The organism is Acutalibacter sp. JLR.KK004 (assembly GCF_036941085.1).
In the GTDB taxonomy this organism is placed as follows: Bacteria; Bacillota; Clostridia; order Oscillospirales; family Acutalibacteraceae; genus Acutalibacter.
In genome coordinates this window covers 897,801-917,241 of sequence record NZ_JAYMNQ010000001.1, presented here as the reverse complement: position 1 = coordinate 917,241, position 19,441 = coordinate 897,801, and the positions used below count along the sequence as shown (strand labels likewise).

Annotated in this window: 23 protein-coding genes, 1 tRNA gene and 2 pseudogenes; 18 read left to right on the top strand and 8 right to left on the bottom strand. The window is 55.1% G+C overall.

What is annotated here, in order from left to right; all coding sequences use genetic code 11:
- Positions 1–274: 274 nt before the first annotated feature.
- A complete protein-coding gene (locus tag VSQ30_RS05290) occupies positions 275–883 on the top strand; it encodes a hypothetical protein (protein ID WP_334462529.1) in 609 nt (202 codons plus the stop codon).
- 1 nt (position 884) lies between these two features.
- Here the strand turns inward: VSQ30_RS05290 and VSQ30_RS05285 are convergent, their stop codons facing one another.
- Both VSQ30_RS05285 and VSQ30_RS05280 read right to left on the bottom strand, forming a co-directional pair.
- Positions 885–1,271: a hypothetical protein gene (locus tag VSQ30_RS05285; protein WP_334462527.1), complete on the bottom strand. Its 387-nt coding sequence runs from the start codon at positions 1,269–1,271 to the stop codon at positions 885–887.
- 31 nt (positions 1,272–1,302) lie between these two features.
- The gene (locus tag VSQ30_RS05280) at positions 1,303–1,572 is read right to left on the bottom strand and encodes a helix-turn-helix domain-containing protein (RefSeq protein WP_237076340.1); all 270 of its coding nucleotides are present in this window, start codon (positions 1,570–1,572) and stop codon (positions 1,303–1,305) included.
- A gap of 281 nt (positions 1,573–1,853) precedes the next feature.
- Between VSQ30_RS05280 and VSQ30_RS05275 the strand changes: the two genes are divergently transcribed.
- The 3 genes from VSQ30_RS05275 to VSQ30_RS05265 all read left to right on the top strand — a co-directional run bounded on the left by VSQ30_RS05275 (position 1,854) and on the right by VSQ30_RS05265 (position 2,696).
- Positions 1,854–1,929 (top strand) — tRNA-Ala (locus VSQ30_RS05275).
- Between the two features lie 223 nt (positions 1,930–2,152).
- Positions 2,153–2,392, top strand: coding sequence for a helix-turn-helix domain-containing protein (locus VSQ30_RS05270; RefSeq protein WP_160578891.1), 240 nt, complete (start codon positions 2,153–2,155; stop codon positions 2,390–2,392).
- A 151-nt stretch (positions 2,393–2,543) separates the two neighbouring features.
- Complete coding sequence (locus VSQ30_RS05265; RefSeq protein ID WP_334462523.1) at positions 2,544–2,696, top strand: hypothetical protein; 153 nt, start codon at positions 2,544–2,546, stop codon at positions 2,694–2,696.
- A 63-nt stretch (positions 2,697–2,759) separates the two neighbouring features.
- On the opposite strand, the gene VSQ30_RS05260 is transcribed toward VSQ30_RS05265, so the two are convergent.
- Positions 2,760–3,380: a hypothetical protein gene (locus tag VSQ30_RS05260; protein ID WP_334462521.1), complete on the bottom strand. Its 621-nt coding sequence runs from the start codon at positions 3,378–3,380 to the stop codon at positions 2,760–2,762.
- A 233-nt stretch (positions 3,381–3,613) separates the two neighbouring features.
- Here VSQ30_RS05260 and VSQ30_RS05255 point away from each other — a divergent pair, with 233 nt between their 5' ends.
- From VSQ30_RS05255 to VSQ30_RS05235, 5 genes are all read left to right on the top strand, one after another.
- Positions 3,614–3,871: a hypothetical protein gene (locus VSQ30_RS05255; RefSeq protein WP_334462520.1), complete on the top strand. Its 258-nt coding sequence runs from the start codon at positions 3,614–3,616 to the stop codon at positions 3,869–3,871.
- Between the two features lie 106 nt (positions 3,872–3,977).
- Positions 3,978–4,202, top strand: coding sequence for a hypothetical protein (locus tag VSQ30_RS05250; protein WP_334462519.1), 225 nt, complete (start codon positions 3,978–3,980; stop codon positions 4,200–4,202).
- Positions 4,203–4,235: 33 nt separating this feature from the next.
- Positions 4,236–4,559, top strand: a complete 324-nt coding sequence (locus VSQ30_RS05245; protein WP_334462518.1) for a hypothetical protein — start codon at positions 4,236–4,238, stop codon at positions 4,557–4,559.
- A 46-nt stretch (positions 4,560–4,605) separates the two neighbouring features.
- On the top strand, positions 4,606–4,998 hold the full coding sequence (locus VSQ30_RS05240) for a helix-turn-helix domain-containing protein (protein WP_334462517.1): 393 nt from the start codon (positions 4,606–4,608) through the stop codon (positions 4,996–4,998).
- 1 nt (position 4,999) lies between these two features.
- Complete coding sequence (locus VSQ30_RS05235; protein ID WP_334462516.1) at positions 5,000–5,533, top strand: IS630 family transposase; 534 nt, start codon at positions 5,000–5,002, stop codon at positions 5,531–5,533.
- A 12-nt stretch (positions 5,534–5,545) separates the two neighbouring features.
- On the opposite strand, the gene VSQ30_RS05230 is transcribed toward VSQ30_RS05235, so the two are convergent.
- From VSQ30_RS05230 to VSQ30_RS05220, 3 genes are all read right to left on the bottom strand, one after another.
- Complete coding sequence (locus VSQ30_RS05230) at positions 5,546–6,133, bottom strand: phage tail protein I (RefSeq protein WP_334462515.1); 588 nt, start codon at positions 6,131–6,133, stop codon at positions 5,546–5,548.
- Entirely contained in the window at positions 6,126–7,256 is a 1,131-nt protein-coding gene (locus tag VSQ30_RS05225; RefSeq protein ID WP_334462512.1) for a baseplate J/gp47 family protein, read from the bottom strand. The genes VSQ30_RS05230 and VSQ30_RS05225 overlap by 8 nt, the downstream gene beginning before the upstream one ends.
- A gap of 310 nt (positions 7,257–7,566) precedes the next feature.
- Positions 7,567–8,475 (bottom strand): SH3 domain-containing protein, encoded by a 909-nt coding sequence (locus tag VSQ30_RS05220; protein WP_334462511.1) that lies wholly within the window; start codon positions 8,473–8,475, stop codon positions 7,567–7,569.
- Between VSQ30_RS05220 and VSQ30_RS05215 the strand changes: the two genes are divergently transcribed.
- From VSQ30_RS05215 to VSQ30_RS20745, 7 genes and pseudogenes are all read left to right on the top strand, one after another.
- Positions 8,431–8,820 carry a phage major tail tube protein gene (locus VSQ30_RS05215; RefSeq protein WP_502876196.1) on the top strand — a complete coding sequence of 130 codons (390 nt, stop codon included), beginning with the start codon at positions 8,431–8,433 and terminating at the stop codon, positions 8,818–8,820. The two genes, VSQ30_RS05220 and VSQ30_RS05215, sit on opposite strands and share 45 nt — an antisense overlap.
- A gap of 65 nt (positions 8,821–8,885) precedes the next feature.
- The gene (locus tag VSQ30_RS05210; RefSeq protein WP_334462507.1) at positions 8,886–9,281 is read left to right on the top strand and encodes a hypothetical protein; all 396 of its coding nucleotides are present in this window, start codon (positions 8,886–8,888) and stop codon (positions 9,279–9,281) included.
- A 71-nt stretch (positions 9,282–9,352) separates the two neighbouring features.
- Entirely contained in the window at positions 9,353–9,787 is a 435-nt protein-coding gene (locus VSQ30_RS05205; protein ID WP_334462505.1) for a hypothetical protein, read from the top strand.
- Between the two features lie 386 nt (positions 9,788–10,173).
- A complete protein-coding gene (locus VSQ30_RS05200) occupies positions 10,174–10,650 on the top strand; it encodes an endonuclease/exonuclease/phosphatase family protein (RefSeq protein ID WP_334462503.1) in 477 nt (158 codons plus the stop codon).
- Positions 10,647–11,234 carry a DUF7662 domain-containing protein gene (locus VSQ30_RS05195; RefSeq protein ID WP_334462501.1) on the top strand — a complete coding sequence of 196 codons (588 nt, stop codon included), beginning with the start codon at positions 10,647–10,649 and terminating at the stop codon, positions 11,232–11,234. Before VSQ30_RS05200 ends, VSQ30_RS05195 begins: the two co-directional genes overlap by 4 nt.
- Positions 11,235–11,344: 110 nt before the next feature.
- Complete coding sequence (locus VSQ30_RS05190) at positions 11,345–11,974, top strand: recombinase family protein (RefSeq protein WP_350339943.1); 630 nt, start codon at positions 11,345–11,347, stop codon at positions 11,972–11,974.
- 233 nt (positions 11,975–12,207) lie between these two features.
- Positions 12,208–13,020, top strand: a pseudogene (locus tag VSQ30_RS20745) (winged helix-turn-helix domain-containing protein); the annotation flags it as partial.
- 1,122 nt (positions 13,021–14,142) lie between these two features.
- On the opposite strand, the gene VSQ30_RS05180 reads toward VSQ30_RS20745, so the two are convergent.
- The gene (locus tag VSQ30_RS05180) at positions 14,143–14,865 is read right to left on the bottom strand and encodes an S-layer homology domain-containing protein (RefSeq protein ID WP_334462498.1); all 723 of its coding nucleotides are present in this window, start codon (positions 14,863–14,865) and stop codon (positions 14,143–14,145) included.
- A 12-nt stretch (positions 14,866–14,877) separates the two neighbouring features.
- On the opposite strand from VSQ30_RS05180, the pseudogene VSQ30_RS05175 reads away from it, so the two are divergent.
- Positions 14,878–15,093 (top strand): annotated as a pseudogene (locus VSQ30_RS05175) (transposase); the annotation flags it as partial.
- A gap of 519 nt (positions 15,094–15,612) precedes the next feature.
- Here the strand turns inward: VSQ30_RS05175 and VSQ30_RS05170 are convergent.
- Positions 15,613–17,502 (bottom strand): hypothetical protein, encoded by a 1,890-nt coding sequence (locus VSQ30_RS05170; protein WP_334462494.1) that lies wholly within the window; start codon positions 17,500–17,502, stop codon positions 15,613–15,615.
- A 324-nt stretch (positions 17,503–17,826) separates the two neighbouring features.
- On the opposite strand from VSQ30_RS05170, the gene VSQ30_RS05165 reads away from it, so the two are divergent.
- The gene (locus VSQ30_RS05165) at positions 17,827–19,434 is read left to right on the top strand and encodes a peptide chain release factor 3 (protein WP_334462491.1); all 1,608 of its coding nucleotides are present in this window, start codon (positions 17,827–17,829) and stop codon (positions 19,432–19,434) included.
- Positions 19,435–19,441 lie beyond the last annotated feature (7 nt).

Below are 19,441 nucleotides of genomic sequence, written 5' to 3'. Positions count from 1 at the left end.
CGGCTAGTCCGAATTTAGGTCAACAAAAATAGTCGCCTTAGTTTTGCAGACTGTGGGGCGGCTATTTTTGTGGTTTATTATTATCCTTGCTTCCGATGGCGTATCCGAGACCGAAGCAGGTCAGGCATAAGCCAAGCACTGAAATCAATCCTTCAATCGTCAACATCCACTCAGCCCTCCTTTCCCAGATTCCTGCAAGCAGGTTTCTATGTAATCGGAGGGTCACAGTCCTTCCGCAGAAGAACTAGCCGCCTACCGTTATGGCAGTACCCGTATGAATATTTTATCAGAAAATGTCGGACGCTACAAGATGGTTTTCCGGCTTTTTTCTTTTTCCACTTGCAATCCCGCCAAAACAGAGGTAAGCTACGACACCACGGAAGGAGGGATTGGATTGGAAAAAGATTCTGCATTGTACCAATTGATGGATGTCCGTATGCACAGCGTCATGAACGGCATCGTAAACAGTGACGGGGAATACCAGGCGATTCTCCGCAAGTCGGACATATACTCCGGCGAACTGGACAGGATGAACTTGTCAAAAGAAATCCGGCTGCTGATTGACCGCTACGTCAGCGAGCAGAACGCGCTGGGCTCCCGGTTTGGGATGCTTGCATCTGTGGTAAAATACAATAAAATACAGAATGGAGGGTTCGCGCCTATGAACGACGCTCAATTTCTTAACCTGATATGTCAAATTCAGCCCACTATGTATAAGGATATAGGGCTTGCTGTCGGCTTTGGGAATATCTACAAAGCCTTGTCGCCGTATGGAGAAGATCAGGATTCTATAAAATGGAGGGTCGAACAGTTAGAACGCCAGCAGAAACTTGAAGTTTTCCGGCTTGATTCGGTTATTAGTGCCGTTCGCGTTCTCCCGTGAACTATCCCCGGTCATAGATTCCTATTGACTGCGCCGCGCTGATAGCCATTGCCCAATCAATGTCTTTTTCTTCGTTCAGAATTTTTGCCGCATTCAAGGATATATCCAGCAGTTCTGCGGCTTCCAGCGCGGAATATCGCTTTACAAGGTCTGCAAGCCTTTTCGCCGCCTGTCTTGTCCCCTCGCTGGGTTCGTCCCTCAACTTCAACCACCAAAGGGGATTGTTGCGGTATTCCCCATACTGGCAGTTGTCACAATCTTTCGCCGGACAGTAATTGCAGAACCGTTCGTGAAAGGCTTCGTCCCACGGCCCCTCAATGCAGGGCAAGGACGCAAGGAACGCCGCCAGCGTTTCCGGGCTTTGCGTGATTCGTTCAAATTCTGTCACTGCCAAAACCTCCTGTTTAATTCTCGCGGGCTTATGCTCCCGCCGTTTCCGTCGCTTCCTCCGCCGCGACGCGCCCGCGCCGCTTGAAGTTCGCTTGTAACCTCTGCTGGGCAAGAACGGGGTTGTATGCGGGCCGCTGGTTGCGGTCAAGGATAACGGCCCCGCTTTCGTCCGTTTCTTCCCCGCGCTTCAATTCAAGGTATATCGTTTTTACGCTCATACCCAGCCGAACCGCTATGTCCGCCGCACGGTCGTTTGACTGATACCATGCGGAAATCTGCTTGCGGTCCGCGAATGTCAAATACCTATATTTCCGCAAGATTCTTCACCCCCGGTTCTGTTGTTCTCCTATTTCTTTGCAAAAAAATTAGGCTACACAGGCCGTTTGACCTTGTGTAACCTAATTGTAATGCTTGCCTTTAAGAAAAATTCCTGAAATCCCTCTTTACTTTTTTTCCATTCTGTGATATACTAAATTTAAGTTAGGCAGTAAGCGTTCTGACAGGGTGAAAAAGGCTTTTTTAAAGGATGAAAGAGTCTATATCCTAGACGAAATTGCTTTTTATCATAGTTTTGATATCCGGGCCCATAGCTCAACTGGGAGAGCGCCAGGTTCGCAATCTGGAGGTCGAGGGTTCGATCCCCTTTGGGTCCACCAAAAGAGCGCCAGGCGAACCCAGCGCCGACAATTACGATGGTCGGCGGGGTGTTTGTCATGGCTTGTCCATTGGAATTGCTGATGGGCAAATAAGGAAAAAATCGCCACGAGATGTCCATGTGGCGGTTTTTTATGCATTTTTATATCGAAATGCGATATAATTTAACAATTTCATGAAATACGTGACAGTCTCTGGTAGAATCTATCGTAAAGGAGACTGGCTATGATTAGGATTTTACTGTCTACCCGGCTTGGTGAACTGAGGTGGACGCAGGCAGACCTCGCGCGTAAAACCGGCATACGTCCCAACACGATTAGCGACCTGTATCACGAGATCACGGATCGTGTCAGCCTTGAACAGTTGGACAAGATATGTGAGGTGCTTAACTGCGACTTGACGGATCTTCTGGTGCGTATGCCCAATGAACCGGGAACAAAAAAACCTCCTGGCCACAGAAAATGAATACGCTGGAGGCCTCTCTCCTAAAGCCCTGAGCGGTAAATGCTTGGGGCTTTTTCTATTCTCAAAAATATTTATGAATCACCCTTGACTATGTGGCCTAACGGGTATACAGGGAGAAGGAGAGCGGCATAGAATACAAGGAGAAAACAAAATGACAACGTATGAGAAGATAGCAAAAATTTGCGAGAACGAAAAGGCTTCCGAGATGGCGACTAAAATGCTCCAGAACGCGATTGAGCGCGGCCAGAGGAATTGCTACAATGAAATAGCCGAGGCCGTGTATAGCATCTACTTTGAGAAATAGGCCCGGAAAATAAAAAAGCCCCCGGCCCTCCCAATCGGGAAAGCCGGGGGCTTCCGTATGTCCTTATGCGCTCAGCGTCAAGGTACCCACCCCCATCTTCTGGTTCCTTACCTCCGCCTCGATGAGGCTCTGCAGGTACTCATTCAAATCGCCATAGGCGCTCTCAAGGAAGGCCGCAGCCTCGGCGGTCAACAGGTTCTTGGCCTGGGCCACCGCAATTCCCAGGGCCTCCCGCTGGTTCTCTTTGGTGAACTGGCCGGCCTCCTTGAGCTTGTCCACATACACCTGGCTGGTGTATGTCACGGCGGTGGCTACTGCGTCGGCGGCAGCGGCCAGATACTTTTTTGCCGTCTCGTTTTCAGATTTCTGCCCCAGGTAAGCACCCAGGGCTTTAAGCCCTTTGCCGATGAACGCCGCGCACACGGGCACGGCGGCTACCAGAACGGCCTGTATTCTGTCGATTAAGCCAATTTCCAAAAGAGGCTCCCCGCCGATAAACTCCAGCACCACCCCCGGGGAATTTCGGGTGTTGATATAAGGGTTGTCGTCCCGCAAAAGGAGATCCACGAACTTTTTCGCCGTTTCAAAAGGCAGGACATGGCTACCCTTTACACCCTGGTAGCAGTAGGTGCACCGCAGGGTGCAGGCATCTGTTACCTGGAAAGTGACGGTGCGGCTGAGCACCCTGCGCCCGTCCGGGGAAAGCCCTGAAAGTCCTGGTATTCCTTGTGGTAGGCCTGGAAGGCTTTACCTTCACCTTTGACGATGAATTCTAGGGGGCGCTATGGCAGATATCCATTATACTTTTTCAGAAGCCCCGGTATACCACATGGATATCCGGCGGTTCCAGAATACAGACCCAGTAAATGCCGAGACAGTGGTAAACTCTGTTATCCAGCAGCTTATCGACAACATCCATGCTCCAGTTGTTCCGGCGGCTGCGGCTCTGGGTGCAGCGGCTCCTGTGGGAAAAACTTCACTGGGGGCTGCGGCACAGGCTGCTCCGGCGGGTGCGGCGGAAGCTGTTCCGGGTGCAGCGGCAGTTGTTCGGGCCAGTGCGGGGGGTGCTCCGGCTGCGGCAGCGGGTGCGGTTCCGGCTGTTCTGGCTGCGGGGGATGCTATGGCAGCGCCACAGGCGGCTGCAACGGCTGTTCCAGTGCCTGCAAAAGCTGTAACGGCTGCGATAGCGGCTGTACGGGAGGGTGCCGGGGATCCTGCACAGGCTGTTCCGGCGGCTCTGGAGGCTGCGGAGGCGGCTGCTTAGGCTGTTCCAACGTATGTATGACGGGATGTGCATCCGGCTGTTCCCAGGGCTGCTCCGGCTGCTCTGGGGGCTGTGGCGGAAGCTGTACTGGTTGCAGCGGGTGCTCTGGCTGCGGCTCCGGCTGTTCAGGGGGATGCGGGGGCGGCTGCGCTGCAACCTGCGGCACCACCTGCAGCGCCACCTGCTATGGGAGCTGCCAGGGCCAGTGCTATGGGACGGCCGCGGCGGCGGTTTCCGCCTGATACATTTTTATAATACGAAAGGACTGGATTCTTATGAAAGAAATCATTTTGGAAAAAAGCAGGGCAATGGATCACCTGGAAGCGCTGGGGTATGAGGTTGGCTCCCGGAAGGACCTGTTGGGCTACATGATAAGCACGGGCGTAAAACCCAGTGATTCTGGCATGTACGCCAAGATTCATAACAAAGGGGCAGGCGCTGCCCCCGGCAGGTTCGGAAAACGCCATGGACAGTTGTACCCCTTCCATGGCAAGGCCCCACAGGGACTGTCCCAGAACCCACGTGCCGTCCAGCCGCTTTTCGCCGGACAAGGTGGTGCAGTCCTGGAGGACGCCATTTATATCAATCCAATAAAATAACAGTGAATTGACATGAGGTGTAGAATGATATCAGAAGGTGATAGCAATGTTACACAACGAGGCGAGAAGACTACTGGTGCAGGCATACGAAAAGACCCACGACGCGCAGACAGTGGCAAAGTATTTCCAGGTGAGTACAAGCACAGTGTATCGTTTAAGCGGACAAATGAAGAAAACTGGCAGTGTAGAACTTCAAACCAGTCAGCGAGGAAGGAAACCAGCACTGACAGAAGAAGATTTGCAGGATAATGACCAGCTGATCACAGCCCAGCCGGATATCACGATCGACGAGATCATCGAAAAACAGGGACTGTCTGTCAGCAACGAAACGGTGCGAAAGGCCGTGATCAGACTGGGTTATGTTTACAAGAAGAAGTCCTTTTACGCGGCAGAGCGGGAGCGTGTTCGATGTTGTAGCAGCGAGAGAAGCCTGGAGTGAAATGATAACGCAGTGCGAAGCAGACAAACTGGTATTCCTGGATGAAAGCGGCGTAAACACGGACTTGAGCCGCCGCTATGGGCGGGCCATTGGCGGGGAGCGGTCAGTAGACAAGACTCCCTTGAATACACCTGCCAATACCACGATTCTTTCCTCCGTAAGACGCAATGGTGAGACTGCTTATACGATTTACAGCGGTGGAACGACCCGTGAAAAATTTCTGGACTATCTCAAAAACACGCTCATTCCCACGCTGCACGAGGGGGATATTGTCATCATGGATAATATGCGCACGAATCATGTCAAAGAGGTCCAGACGCTTTTGCAGGGGGCTGGCATGAAATTACTGTACTTGCCAGCGTACAGCCCTGATTTGAATCCAATTGAAAATATGTGGTCTAAAATCAAGGCCATTCTTCGCAAGCTGAAAATCAGATTATTACCCCAGCTCCCGCATGGTATTGCTCAGGCTTTCTCGCTGATCCGCCCTTCCGACTGCGCTGGTTGGTTTTCTGCCGCTGGCATTCCTTGCTAATTTCTTGGATTGCTATAGGAACCGGAGGTCAAACCCGGCCGTTTTCAGCCAGAAGGCGGCTGTGCGGTGATTCCCAAAGGGCACTGTATCAAATTTAGTGGCATAGGATACGCTGTCCAAATGGGAGCGCAGGTTTTTATAATAGCTGACCCTTTCCAGAACCCGGGCCTGCTTTTCCCTGTCAAGATGCTCCCCGCCCAGTTCAATGGACAGGCGGAAATGGTAGGGCTGGCCTCCATACTCAAACCATTCCTCTATGGTGGTGTTGGGGAAAATGGCGGTGATGGCCTTTTGCACAGCCGCCTTTGTCCCCAGGGTTTTATGCACCTGCCAGCTTGTTTGCAGGGTGCGCCGCTTTTCCGTAAGGGTGTAGTCGCTGTCCCACCAGTCCACCTTGAAGTCATGGGCCAGAATATCCAGCAGAGCTTCATCCAGTTTGCCTATCTGCGGGTAGATGGAGAGCCGCCCGGTTTCTTCCTTCTGCTGCACCAAAAGGCCCGCTATGGCTTCTGCCAGGGCCACCATCCTGGGGTCATTGGCCAGGCCAGGGGGCAGGGAGCGCAGCAGGTTTTCTTTGGTGAAGCCATGGGATTTATTCATCCTCATACCCCCCGTTTGTAATGGCAGGCGTGCCCAGGAGCCTTGCCACCTGGGGCGGGTTTTTGCCGTCATTCTGCAGCACAGTAAAGCCAGGGGAGGTGAGCACCACACGCTTGATGCCTGTCTGCATCAAGAGGCCTATCAGCACAGAAGGGTTGATGTCCCGGCCCAGCTTCCCGGACTGCCAGGCCGCATATTCTTCCACAGCCCTGCCCACTGCCTCCCGTATCTCTGTGGCAGATTTTCCAGTCCCGGGCTGGGTGTAGTATGTGAAGTCTATGGTATAGTCCACAGGCTCCGCATCCTCCACAAAGACCTGGTCAGTCAAAGGCCGCACTTCGTCCGCGCTGCACTTTTCCAGCACTGCCGCCTTGATTTCCTCTGTAGCCAGGGCGCCGTCCTCCATAAGCACATAGAGCTTTACCACCCCTGGGGTGGGGGAATTTGCAATCACATCCCCTATCTCCGTGCTGGCAAGCTTTGCGAAATATTCATAGCTGCCCCTGGCCCCGGCACAGCTGTAAGCGTCCATGCTCTGGCGCATAAGCTCATAGAATTCATCGTCTGTGGCCGCGTCCGCGCCGCCGTCGCTTTCCGTAAGGTTTTCTGTGGCGGTGCAGTAATCGTACAGGTCGATGAGCGTGTCCAACTGCCCGGTGGCATAGCCGTTGCCTACTGCCCCAGGGGTCTGGCAGCGCAGCTGCGCGTCTGCATACGTGTCGCCAATGTTGATATACACGTCCTCCACTGTCTCCCAGATAAGCCCGCCAGAGCAGGTTACCCGCGTGCCCTGGGGCACCAGCACAGCGCTCTGCTGGGCTTCTGAGATATAAAAGCGCTGGGTACACACTGCCGGCTGGGCCTGGGGCCTCCCCTGAAGCTTTAAAAGCTGGGCCAGTGCGTCCAGGTTCTCCCCCTCGGCCCGGCTGGGGATGTTCTGGTTGCCAATGACGTTCATCAGCACCCGCTCCTGCACCAGGATGCTGGCTACCCACTGTATAATCTGCCGCTCCGGGCTGGCGGGCTGCACAGCGGCGCCCGTGCTTTTTTCATAATCCGACACCAGCCGGGCCACAATGGCTTCCGCACTGGTGTCTGCAAACTGGTATTCAGGGTTCCTCATGCTCTCACCTTGCTTTGCGTAAAAATGAAAGCCCCGGCCTTGTTCTTGACAAAGCCGGAGCATGTGGTATAATTAAAGATAAAGAGGGCGCTGTCACATGGCGGTTAGCCCCTATCTACATCAACAACTACATGTTGACCGTTCGGGTACCGGCCGAGCGGTCAACACGCTTTTGGGGCTAAGTAAACCAGCAGCAGGGCTGCCAATACCAAGCATACTGCGAAACGCAGCAGCTTTTGTCCCATATGCGCCACCTCCCTCCTTGTGAAAGTAGGGAAAGTGTATCACCTCCTCTCTATGAGGAAGTGAGCTACTGCACGTCCGCTGTCCCTACTGAGAGGTCATAGCTGAGACAGCCGCCGCCCCTTTTGATTGCCCGTACAGGGGGCTTTCCCTCGAAACCGGCCTGGTCGAACAGGACCAGGATGTTATTGGCGGCTTTCAGGGAGGCGCCCGCGTCCCTGCACAGCCGGGAGAGGAACGCGATATCGCTTTCCTGGAACTGCTCCGCCCTGCTGTAACCGGGATCCTGGGCGCAGGAGAACAGGCAGCCCATGCCGTTTTGCGACGCAATCTCATGGGCTATGCCGGAAAGGGTGTAGTTTTCCCAGGCCCGGCATTTTTCCATCTGCCGCACCGTATTGCTGAAGGGCAGGCCCGTGGCCTTTATCTCCACCTCAGCAGGCGGGCCGTATGCCCGGACGGTATCCAGTTCAAACTGCCCGCAGTCCAGCACCCGGTCAGTCCCGCCGCCGGACTGGTTCTCCTGCACCAGCACGGCCTGCATTTTCAGGGCGGGGACAGTGGCGGCTCCCCCTTTCCCGGAAGCGCCCTCCCCGGCGGGCTGGATATAGGCCGCGGATATGTAGGCCGTCCTGCCGCCATGCTGGATTTTGGCCCAGCCGTTTTCTATGGACTCCACCTGCACTGTTGTGCCGCAGGGGAAAGCCCCCAGTTTGCCGTACTGCACCCCAGGCCCTGTGCGGATATTCAGCCCAATGGCAGGGGTGACTTTACAGGTTTTGGAAGCGTTCCCGCCTGCCCCTTTGCTCTCTGTCCTGGTGGAGGAGGCCGCCTGTATCATGGGCTCTATCCATTTTTTCATCCACAGCCGCTCCCTGTCCTGTAACACAATCTGCAGATCGTCCGCCTCTCCTTCCTCGCTGTCCGTATATTGCAGGGAGAGCAGATAGGGCTGGATGCTTTTGGTGATATCCACTCCTGCAAAATAGACTGGTTGAGTCCCACCGGCGATGCTGTGAGGCTGGCCACCCCGAACAAGCACATGATCGAACTGCGGGAAGCCGAGGAATATTGGGACACCGAACAGACGGAGGTGGGCATCTGGGCCAACAAGTACGTGATGATCGTCCGGCCCAAGTCCTTTGACCCGGGAGGCCGCGCCCCCATGGGGGCCGCCGACGCCAATGGCGAATATGTGGTGTACTATTTTGCCGGCTACCGGGACGGCAAGCAGCTATGGGAAGTGGACAAGCGCAACATGAAGTGTGTCATCATGGACAAGGACTATATGGCGGATATCCGCAAGGCACTGGGCAAGTAAAAAAAGAGCATACGGCTGGGGCGGCGCTTTTGTCGCCCTGGCTCATTTTTTATAAGGAGGGCACTATGCAGAAAGAAACTACCACAAAAGACGAAATGGAACAGGTGAGCCAGGTGGAAGCCGCGCTGGAAAATGCGCCGGATCCCGGCACCTACACCCACAGGCTGAAAAAGCCGTTTACCTTCGACGGCAAGACGGTGGAGGAAATGCACTTCGATTTCGATTCCCTTACCGGCGCGGACACCCTCGCCATTTCAGCGGAGATGAACCGGCGGTTCAAGAACCTGGTGCTGCCCCACCTGTCCTGGGAATTCATGACGTTAATGGCCGTGCGCGCCTGCACGGACCGGGACAACAAGGGCATCCGGCTGGTGAACGAAAAGCTGCTGCAGGCCCTGCCCATGCGGGATTACAACACCATTATAGGGAAGGTGCGGGATTTTTTGCTGACGCCGGCCTGACGGCGCAGGACGCCGGGGGGTGGCTGCGGGAACAGTGCTTTATCCTTGCCAAAAACAACAGGGGCACCAGTGTGTTTGCGCTCATCAGCTTAAATACCTTTGAGATCAAGCCGCTTGAAATCAACCGCTATGACAGACTGAACGGGCAGTTGATTGAAGAATATGCTGGCGTTGTGTCTTTCGGTGGCGGTGGCAGCACGGACGGCGGATTCTCTGCCAGTTTGATGTTAGATTATGACCGGGGATACGCTACTGGCTCTGTGGACTTTCTCGCCGACGAAACCCTGGACGTGGACAAGGCCGCTTCTTTTTTGTGTGCTGACTGCTTGAATGAGATTTTGCCGCAGAAGGCCAGCCAGTGTTTTGGTGTTGGCGCTATCAACCTTGCTACAAAGGAAATCCAGTTGTTTGAAGAAAACCTTGCCGGGTTTGGCCTGGAAGATTTTTATATCGACTGCAATCTGGCAGAACGCAAGAACGGCGATTCTCGCCAGATGGATATTTAAATTTTTTACTGCCCAATACGGTATGAGGAAACGCCCTGAAAGGGCGTTTCCCTTCCTGCGCGGATGTGCAGGAATGAGCGACCGAAGGGAGCGAAAAGCCACGCCGTCAGGCGTGTTCGACTGGACGCAGAGCGGCCAGTCCGGGGCTTGGGGGGACCCCAACGGGCGTATTGGAAAATCCGAAAAGGATATTCCAATACATTGCTCGCCTTTTCCATCGAAACCTTTAACCCTGCTTGCGTCCCAGAAACAACGCTTTTATTCGGAGAGGTGTTCCTGTGTGGACAGCTTGCTACTCCACTTTGAAACTATATTATTTCAAATTTGACCGAATCCACTTATAATTACTCCTTGTAGGAACAATTTCCCGCAGGAGGCATACAAGCATGAAGATCGTATCATGGAACGTCAACGGGCTTGCCCGGTGCAGACGGAACGGTTTCTTGAAGTTTCTGGCAGACGCAAAACCGGATGTGCTGTGCTGTCAGGAAATCAAGGGAGAATGTCCGTTGAATGTTCCCGGCTATCTGCTGTTCTGGAACCCGGCGAAGCGCACGAACTACTCCGGGACGCTGGTGCTGTCACGGCGGCAGCCTCTCTCCTGCCAGTATGGGCTTGGCATTGATAAGTTTGATGAAGAAGGACGGCTTATCACGTTGGAATACAAGGACTATTTCATCGTCAATGTTTATGCGCCGAACCTCAACCCGCACTCGACGCCCGACCGCTTGGATTCTCCCAGCTTCAGCACCGCCGGGACGAACAGAAGGCCAACGGTAAGTATAAAGTGGTCTGGCAGCGGCAAGGGGGCCGCTGTGCGTTTTGCGGAAATCCCATGCTGGCTGACCAGGAGGTTGAGGTGATCGAGAAGGTGATCGGCAAGGGGCGGAGGGTGCAAAACCTGATTTACATTCACCGTCAATGCGCCTGCGATATGTTCTCGGATTCGGACGATACCTTTGGGGAGCATATCGACCTGTTTGAACTGCTGGGGGACTTCGTTGACACCGCCCCTTTGAGAGAATCCCCATACCTCGAATTGCGGGAATACTTCCGCCTGTCTGACAAGTCCCCTCTGACCCTGACCTTCCGGCAGATTGAGCAGATACTCGGTGACAGCTTACCAGCAGAAGCGTACTTCTACGATGCCTTCTGGTATGAGAATATGCCGGGAATGACCTCGCCCATGTGGAGGGAGGAAGGATACCCCTTCCATGCGCTTATCCCGGACGAAATTGACTATTACATTTCCGATTCCTGGACAAGTCAGGGATATGAGATAAAGGCCCTTCACCGCCATGACGAGCGTGTGGTGTTCCGCCGGGTGGTCACGGGCGTGTCCGGGGTAAGAATCCCCAGGGCCTTAACCGCCCGGAAATTGCCTGATGCGCTCGTCTACAAGCTGGAAAAGCTGTTAAAGCAGTTTGTTCGGGAGAACGGATTGTAGCATTCGTTTACACAGATGTAGGCGGATTAAAAAATCAAAGCCGCTGCTTTCCTAACAGGCCCTGTCCGCTACAATAGATTTGACAAAATCTATTGTGGAGGTACATTCCCATGAACTATGGCTATATCCGAGTGTCCGCCAAGGACCAGAATGAGGCCCGCCAGCTTGCCGCGCTATCTGGCCTTAACATTCCTGCCGGAAACATCTACTTGGATAAACAGAGCGGCAAAAATTTTGACCGGCCCGCTTACCAGCGCCTGCTCCGGAGGCTGCGTTCCGGCGATGCGCTCTACATCCTGAGCATTGACCGGCTGGGACGTGACTATGATGAAATATTGGAACAATGGCGGATCATCACCAAGAAAAAGAGCGCCGACATTGTGGTGCTGGACTTCCCCTTGCTGGACACCCGCGCCCGGTTGGAGGGGCAGGATTTGACAGGCCGGTTCGTTGCTGATCTGGTTTTGCAGATATTGGCCTACGTTGCACAGAAGGAGCGGGAAAACATCCGGCAGCGTCAGGCGGAGGGGATTGCGGCGGCAAAGGCGGCGGGACGGTGCTGGGGAAATCCGGGCATTGAGCGTCCGGCGGAAGCGGACGATTACGCGATTCTTTGGCGGGAGAAAAAATTTTCACTGGAGGAAATCGGGCGGCGATTGGGCGTGTCCAGAAGCACCGCATATCGCTTTGTAAAATTCGACAAAAATCACGGCAAAAAGTTTGGCGAAAATGACGATTAAAAAAATTGAAAAAACTGCCCCAATTCATACTTTGGACTGATACCGCAAAAAAAATTTGTGTGATAAAATACAGTCAGTCCATAGCGGCGCAAGAATTTTGCAAAGTGTACTTGGAGAAACCAAAAGAGTTGGGGGTTAAGACATAAAAAATCCCCGGCATCACGCAACTGTGACACCGGAGATTTTCTATTTTTTGAAGCACACATGGGGAAATTTTCACAGGGAGGCGAGGTATGGATCAGAACATTGTATTAACGACTGAACTACAAGAAAAATTCAAGACGGCATGGGCACAGCGGCAGGTAATTTTCTTCAGCGCCCCCTGCGGCTGCGGTAAAAGCGCCGCAGCTTCGGCCCTTCTGGAGCCGTACACTGTTTGCCGGTGGGATGCCCTGTCCGAACCGCTGGAACCGGCGCATAACTTCACCTGCGACGCGGTGCTTCTGGACAATTTGCAGGCCCTAAAAAGCCCGGACGCGCAGCAAGCCCTTCGCGCGCTGATCCTGGAGCGCCTCGAAACACATTTCGTTCTTTTGAGCCGTGGAGCTGTCCCCGGCTGGCTGGCGTCCTTCCGCTATGAGCGCCGGATGCAGGTCTTTGAAACCCAAAACTTGATGTTGGACCAGGAAACAGCGGACAAACTGCTGTCGCTCTCCGGCATCTCCCCCACACCGGCAGAGATGTCCGCAATCCAAAAAAGCTGCAAGGGTTATCCGCTGGCCCTTGGCATCCTCTGCCACCAGATGCAGGGCGGCAGGCCCTATGATGAAACCGTGGATGCGGATGTGCGGCGGGAGCTGTTCACCCATTTTCAAACAGCGGTGTACCGCCGCTTTAAGCCAATGACCCGCCGCCTGCTTCTGGACTTAGCCCCCTTTGAACCCTTTGACGTGGAGTTCGCCCGGATTCTCTCCGGAAACAGCCGCGCCGGGGAGCTGCTGGGTGAATTGCAGCAGGACACGTCCATGTTCCGCTATGACGATCTCCACCGCTGCCACTTCTGGCCTGTGTTCCGGCAATTCCTCCTTTGGCAGCAGGAACGGGAATATAGCGCCGAGGAACAAAACTGGCTCTATGGCCGCGCCGCCCTCTATTATGAACTGCACGACAACTATAAAAATGCCCTGGACTGCTACACCCGCTGCGGGGAGTATCAGAAGGTGTCCGAACTGCTGATTAAGAACAGTGAACTTCATCCCGGCCTCGCCCACTATGACGAGATGGAGGACTACTACCGCGCCCTGCCCAGGGAGCAGGTATTGTCCTCTCCTGCGCTGATGGCGGGGATGAGTATGCTTTCTTCCATCTGCATGGATTATGACGCTTCCGAGGCGTGGTATCTGGAACTGGAACGCTGCGCCGGACGGCTGAAACGGTCTGACGCGGACTACAAATCTGTTCGGGGCTGGCTGGCCTATCTGGACATCGCTCTGCCCCAGCGGAGTGTGGGCGACATTCTGTCCAAGCTCACCAATGTTGTAAGCCTGCTGTCCAGCAAGGAGATCGTCATGCCGGAGTTTTCTGTCACCAGCCGTCTGCCCAGCATTATGAACGGCGGCAAGGACTTCTGTGCGTGGAGCAGAGAGGATGACGATCTCTACCGCAAGTACCGTATCCCGGTGAGTTTCCTGCTGAAACGGGACGGCGTGGCGCTCCCGGAGTGCGCCATCGCGGAGAGTAAATTTGAAAAGGGCGAGGAAATATCCGGGCGGATGCTGGACCTGCTGGGCCGTCTGGAAAAAATTCAGAAGAAAGGGACCCCGGACATTGAATTTGCCCTGATCGGCCTGCTGGTGCGGCTGCGGATCGACCAGGGGGAGGCGGACCGGGCCATAGAGCATCTGGAGGCCCTGCGGGAGCGGTTTCAGCGGCCTGACTGCCAACGTTTCCTGCCCAACCTGGACGCGCTGATGTGCCGGATCGCCATGTATCAGGGAAACGACGAGGCGGTTGACACATGGTATCGGGAAAAGGCCCCCAGAGACCTGCTGAAACTGCGGGTAATGCTGCGCTACCAGTACCTGACCCGCGCCATGGTGGAGATAGTCTACGGCAAGTATCAGGAGGCGCTGTTGGTTATGGCTCCCCTGCGGCCCTACTTCAAAGCCGCCCACCGGGTGATGGACGGCATCTACCTGGACCTGCTCACCGCCCTCTGCCAGTTCCGCTCAGGAGAGCATGACGGTCAACTGCTCACGGGTGATGTTGTCGTTGGGGCCGAACATCCCGTTTCCGTAGCCGCCCACAATACCCCGGCTGGTGGCCCAGCGGATGGCCTCGGTGTACCACGCGCCCTCCGCCACATCGCCGTATTGCAACAGGTAGTTGACAACCGGCCTGCCCTCTTTGTTAAAGAGGATTTGGGCGAATTGGGCGCGGGAAAGGTTATCGTTCGGCCCAAACAGGCCGTTGCCGTAGCCGCCCATTAGATCATTTCGCAGAACGTAGTCCACCGCCTCGTGATACCACGTCCCCACGCTCCCCAGGTCGCTAAAGCCGCGGGAGGGGCAGTCCGCGCCGCCGTCGCAGGGCTTTTGCGTATCGTCCGGCAGAGGAACAAAGGACGCTTTTACCGTTACAGCCCTGCTGGGCATCGTGAAGGTGTACTTGTTGCCGCCCTGGGCCGTCAGCTTGATCTCGTTCCCCCGGCTGTCTGTGACGGTCAGAGCGTCCAGCACATAGCCGCTGTCCGGGGTGACGGCCAGGGTGACAGTGCTGCCATTGCTGGCATTGGTGCGGTTGGAGGTCACTTTGCCATGCTCCGACTTTTCAACGGTGACGGCGTAGGTGCTGATGGTCCCTCCGCCGCCAGAGCTGCCGCCGGGGTTGGGATCAACAGGGGGATTGGGGACATTGACCTTGCTGATAGTGAGCGGATTGCCATTGCCCATAATAACAATGTTACAAAGATTTATTATTGCCACCCGTATTCTGCATACGAAAGGGGGAGCAATGAGAATATGAACCGCATAATTCGGCGTTTCTTTCCAAAAGGAACAAGCTTTGATGAAGTGACAGCGGCAGAGGTTGCAGAAGTAGAAGAGTGGCTGGCAAACTACCCGCGGCGGATATTGGGCTGGGCAACGCCGCAAATGCTTTTCGATCGGTACATAACATAGCCCCAGAATAATTGAACACAAAGGGAGCGGAGCCGGAAACGGAAAAAACGCCCGGTTTGGTTTCCTGTTACCTTTTTGCACAAAAGCGGGGGTTCCGAACACGCCGAAACCCCGCTTTTCATAAGTCGAGAAAATTTTTTGAACTTTTTTGTAATTTACTCTTGACTTTTGGCGGAATTTTTCTTAAATGTAAAGATGGATTTAGCAAAAAGCTATAAAAATGGTAAGAGGATAGGAATAGGCAAGGAAAGCCTTGTGCGATGTCGGCGCTTTGTTGGTTCAGTGTATTGCAAATAGGAAAAAAGGATTTCGCCTTTTCAGCTTTCCCGATCTATTCACTTTTGAAGAAAAGTCCGTCTCCCTAAAAACTACATATCATGCCGCCTGGGTTTCTGTTTCTCTCATATGCGCTGTGGGGAATGGCGCAGTTGATTTTTCCTTTCTTTTCCTGCGTCTCCTCCGCTGCAACAGCGGAGGTTTTTTCTCTATGCTCCCCAATATAGCCTGCCACTGAAAACCCTACCCCGCCCGGCCCGTCTGGTATACAAACCGCACCACCCCAAAGCGCCTTGCGGTATCCACTGTGTCGTTCTCCCTGCACACGCCCAAAAGGCATTCCTGGGGCGCAAAGCCTTTTCCGGCGGCTCCCAGCGGGGTTACCGTATACTTCCCGTAGGGCAGGTTTCTAAGCTCGGCTTCCAGCACCAGCTTGCCGCTTTGGGGATCTGCCTCCGGGCAGGCGGTAAGGGCATAGCTTTGGCCCGGCCCGGAAACCGCCAGCACTAGGCGGCTCTCCTGAGTGATATCGTCCCCAAACATCCGCACCCGCAGCGTTCCGGGCTTTACCGACACAGCATACGTGCCTTCCGCTTCCAGCCGTTCTACAGGCTTTCCCGCCGCCCCGGTGCCGGAGCCTATGGGCGTGAAGATTGCCCGCAGGCGGTAGACCGTGTCTGCCCGCGGCTTTGTTTTCCCAAGCTCCTCCGACGTGCCCGCCGCGGCTCCCGCCTCTGTCTCCCATTGAAAAGAAAAAGCCCCTGTCCTGCCTTTGCCATACCAGTTGGGGGCAGGGCCTTTCATCATGGCCTGGTGGATTTTCTCCCCCTTCCACAGGGATGGGACAGTCTCCCCCAGGAAAATTTCCGCCTGCCGGTTTTCCAAAACAAGAGACGCCCCCACGTTGGCCTTTACAGGGGGAAATTCCCCTATCTGCCCGCCCTGGGTATAGACTCCTGCCCCTTCCGCTCCAACAGGCACCCCATTGCCTCCCGGGAAATCCGTCCTGGCTTCTACGGTCAGCTCTCCTTCCCAGGGCCTGTCCCCGTACAGCTCCACAGGCCAGGATACCTGCCACACACCTTCTGCCTGCTGCACCTGTGCCCCTGCTTTCTCCAGCCTGCTCTGCTCCGGCAGGCTTAACGTAAAGCGGGGATCCAGCCTTTCGCGGATTTCCACCTGGAAGGCCCCGGCGGTATGCTTCCCCGCCGCTTCCAGGCAGAGGGCAGGATCTGCATGGAAAAAGCAATGCTCCTCCCCAGGCGCGCTGGCAAGAGACTGCCAAAAGGCGTCGTTCTCTTTCTCCAGATCCTCCAGCACCCCCACAAAAGAGCGCCCGCCCAGCTCCCGTATGCGCTGCACCTGGCTTTGACATAGCAGGGCCTTTTCCCCGGAAAGGGGTTCTGTGCCTGCCGCCAGGATAACAAGGCACACAGGCAGGCTGCTTTCCTCTGCAAGATCTGCCGCCAGGGTGAGGGCTGCCGGAAAATTCTGCTGGCCCTGGGGCTTTTGTTCCTCCAAAAAGGCCTTCAGGACTTCTTTCCCTTCCCCTGCCGCCACCACAGAGCTTACATCCACGCGGCCCCCGGCCCGCAGGATCCCAATTTCTGTATCCGGCGCGTCCTGGACCAGGCTTTCCAGAAGGGCTTGTACCGCCTCCCGGATATGTTCGCCTTTTGTCTGGGCCTCTCCCTTTGTATAGAGGGGGCAGGAGAACACATCCCCCTGGGCGGTGCGCTCTCCCGCTGTCTGCCCGCCGGAAGCTTTCCACTGTCCTTCTCGCAAGGAGACTGGGAGAAACCGCCCCTCCTGCTCCATATAAAGCGTTTCCCCCTCTCCGATGGCTTTGTGGGGCTTTCCTTCTTCATATGCCTGTCCCAATGGCTCCTCCGCCAAATCCGCAGCCCAAAGGCTGTTGTCCACCACTATCAGCAGGCGGCCCGGCTTCCGAAGGCCCAAAGCGTCCTCGGCCCGCACCTGGTAACGCAGGCAAAATTCCCGGCCGTCCTGCCGCTCTGTCTGTACAATGTCCCTTTCCGCTTTCACCTCTGCCGCCTGAGAGATGTGGGGCAGGCTCCCCAGCAGAAAAGCCGCTGTCAGGCATGTCCCCAGCAGGCGCAAAATTTTCCCCATACTGCACGACCTCCTTTTGGGAGATTATAGTAAAGGCAACACTGCACGATTCATGGCTGAAAACCGCTATCCATTTTCAAGCGGGTGGCCCTGACACTGGTGCAAAGCAGGCTGCTGCCTCTTTTGCACTACATCATAGCACCTCCTGCCCTCAAAATTTGTCACAGCGTCCCGACCTTCCTTGCATGTTCCGGGGAAATATGGTATACTACATACTGGATTTTTATGGAACACAGAAACTATGGAAAAAGGGGGATCCCCATGAAGCATTGAGGATAAAAAGCCCTGCCACATCAAATCCACAACAAAAAAGGAGGGCTTTTTGTGCCTGATACTAATAGAAACGAGATCACCCGCCGCCGCACCTTTGCCATCATCTCCCACCCGGATGCCGGCAAAACCACATTGACGGAAAAATTCCTGCTGTACGGCGGGGCCATCACCCTGGCAGGCATGGTAAAGGGCAAGCGCAATTCCCGCCATGCTGTCTCCGACTGGATGGAAATTGAAAAACAGCGTGGCATTTCCGTCACCTCCTCTGTCATGCAGTTCCAGTATGACGGCTACTGTATCAACATCCTGGACACCCCTGGCCACCAGGACTTCTCTGAGGACACCTACCGCACCTTGATGGCGGCAGATTCCGCCGTAATGGTGATTGACGCCGGCAAAGGCGTGGAGGCCCAGACCCGCAAGCTTTTCAAGGTGTGCGTCATGCGGGACATCCCCATTTTCACCTTCATCAACAAGATGGACAGAGATTCCCGGGATCCTTACGACCTTTTGGAGGAAATCGAGCAAGAGCTGGGCATTGGCACCTATCCTGTCAACTGGCCCATCGGCTCCGGGGTGGATTTCAAGGGCGTATATGACCGGAGCAAAAAGAAGGTGCTGCGCTTTATCCCCGAGGAGGAAAACGCGGGCCGCCGGGAGGTGGAGGAGCGGGATTACGAACTGGAGGATGAGGCGCTGGTTACGGAAATCGGGGAAAACCTGTACGGCACCCTCCGGGACGATGTGGAGCTTTTAGACGGGGCGGGCTATGAGTTCGACCAGGAGAAGGTGCGCCATGGCAAGCTTTCCCCAGTGTTCTTTGGTTCTGCCCTGACAAATTTCGGCGTGGAGCCTTTCCTGGAAAACTTCCTGCGCCTGACCACCCCGCCCTTGCCCCGGCCCGCCCTGGGCGGCACCGCCGATCCCTTTGATGAAGGCTTTTCTGCCTTTGTCTTTAAAATCCAGGCCAACATGAACAAGGCCCACCGGGACCGCATCGCTTTTATCCGCATTTGCAGCGGGAAATTTGAAAAGGGCATGGAGGTGGAGCATGTCCAGGGGAACCGGAAGATAAAGCTTGCCCAGCCCCAGCAGTTGATGGCCCAAAGCCGGGAAATCATTGAGGAGGCCTATGCGGGGGATATTATCGGTGTGTTCGATCCCGGCATTTTCTCCATTGGCGACACCCTGTGCGCCCCGGGAAAGAAGGTTTTGTTTGAGGGCATTCCCACCTTTGCCCCGGAGCTTTTCAGCCTGGTGCGCCAGAAGGACACCATGAAACGCAAGCAGTTTGTCAAGGGGGCCACCCAGATAGCCCAGGAGGGCGCCATCCAGATTTTCCAGGAGGTAAACGCCGGCATGGAGGAGGTCATTGTGGGGGTGGTGGGCACCCTGCAGTTTGACGTGTTCCAGTACCGCATGGAGAACGAGTATAACGTAGAGATTGCCATGTCCTCCCTGCCCTATTCCTTCATCCGCTGGATCGATAACGAAGGTCTGGACGAAATAGAGCTGAAAAAGCTGAACCTCACCTCAGATACCAAGAAAGTGCAGGACATGAAAGGCCGCTACCTGCTGCTCTTCTCCAACCAGTGGAGCATTAACTGGGCCTTGGAGCATAACGAAGGCCTGCTGCTCTCCGAGTTCAGCCGGCAGTAAAAACAAA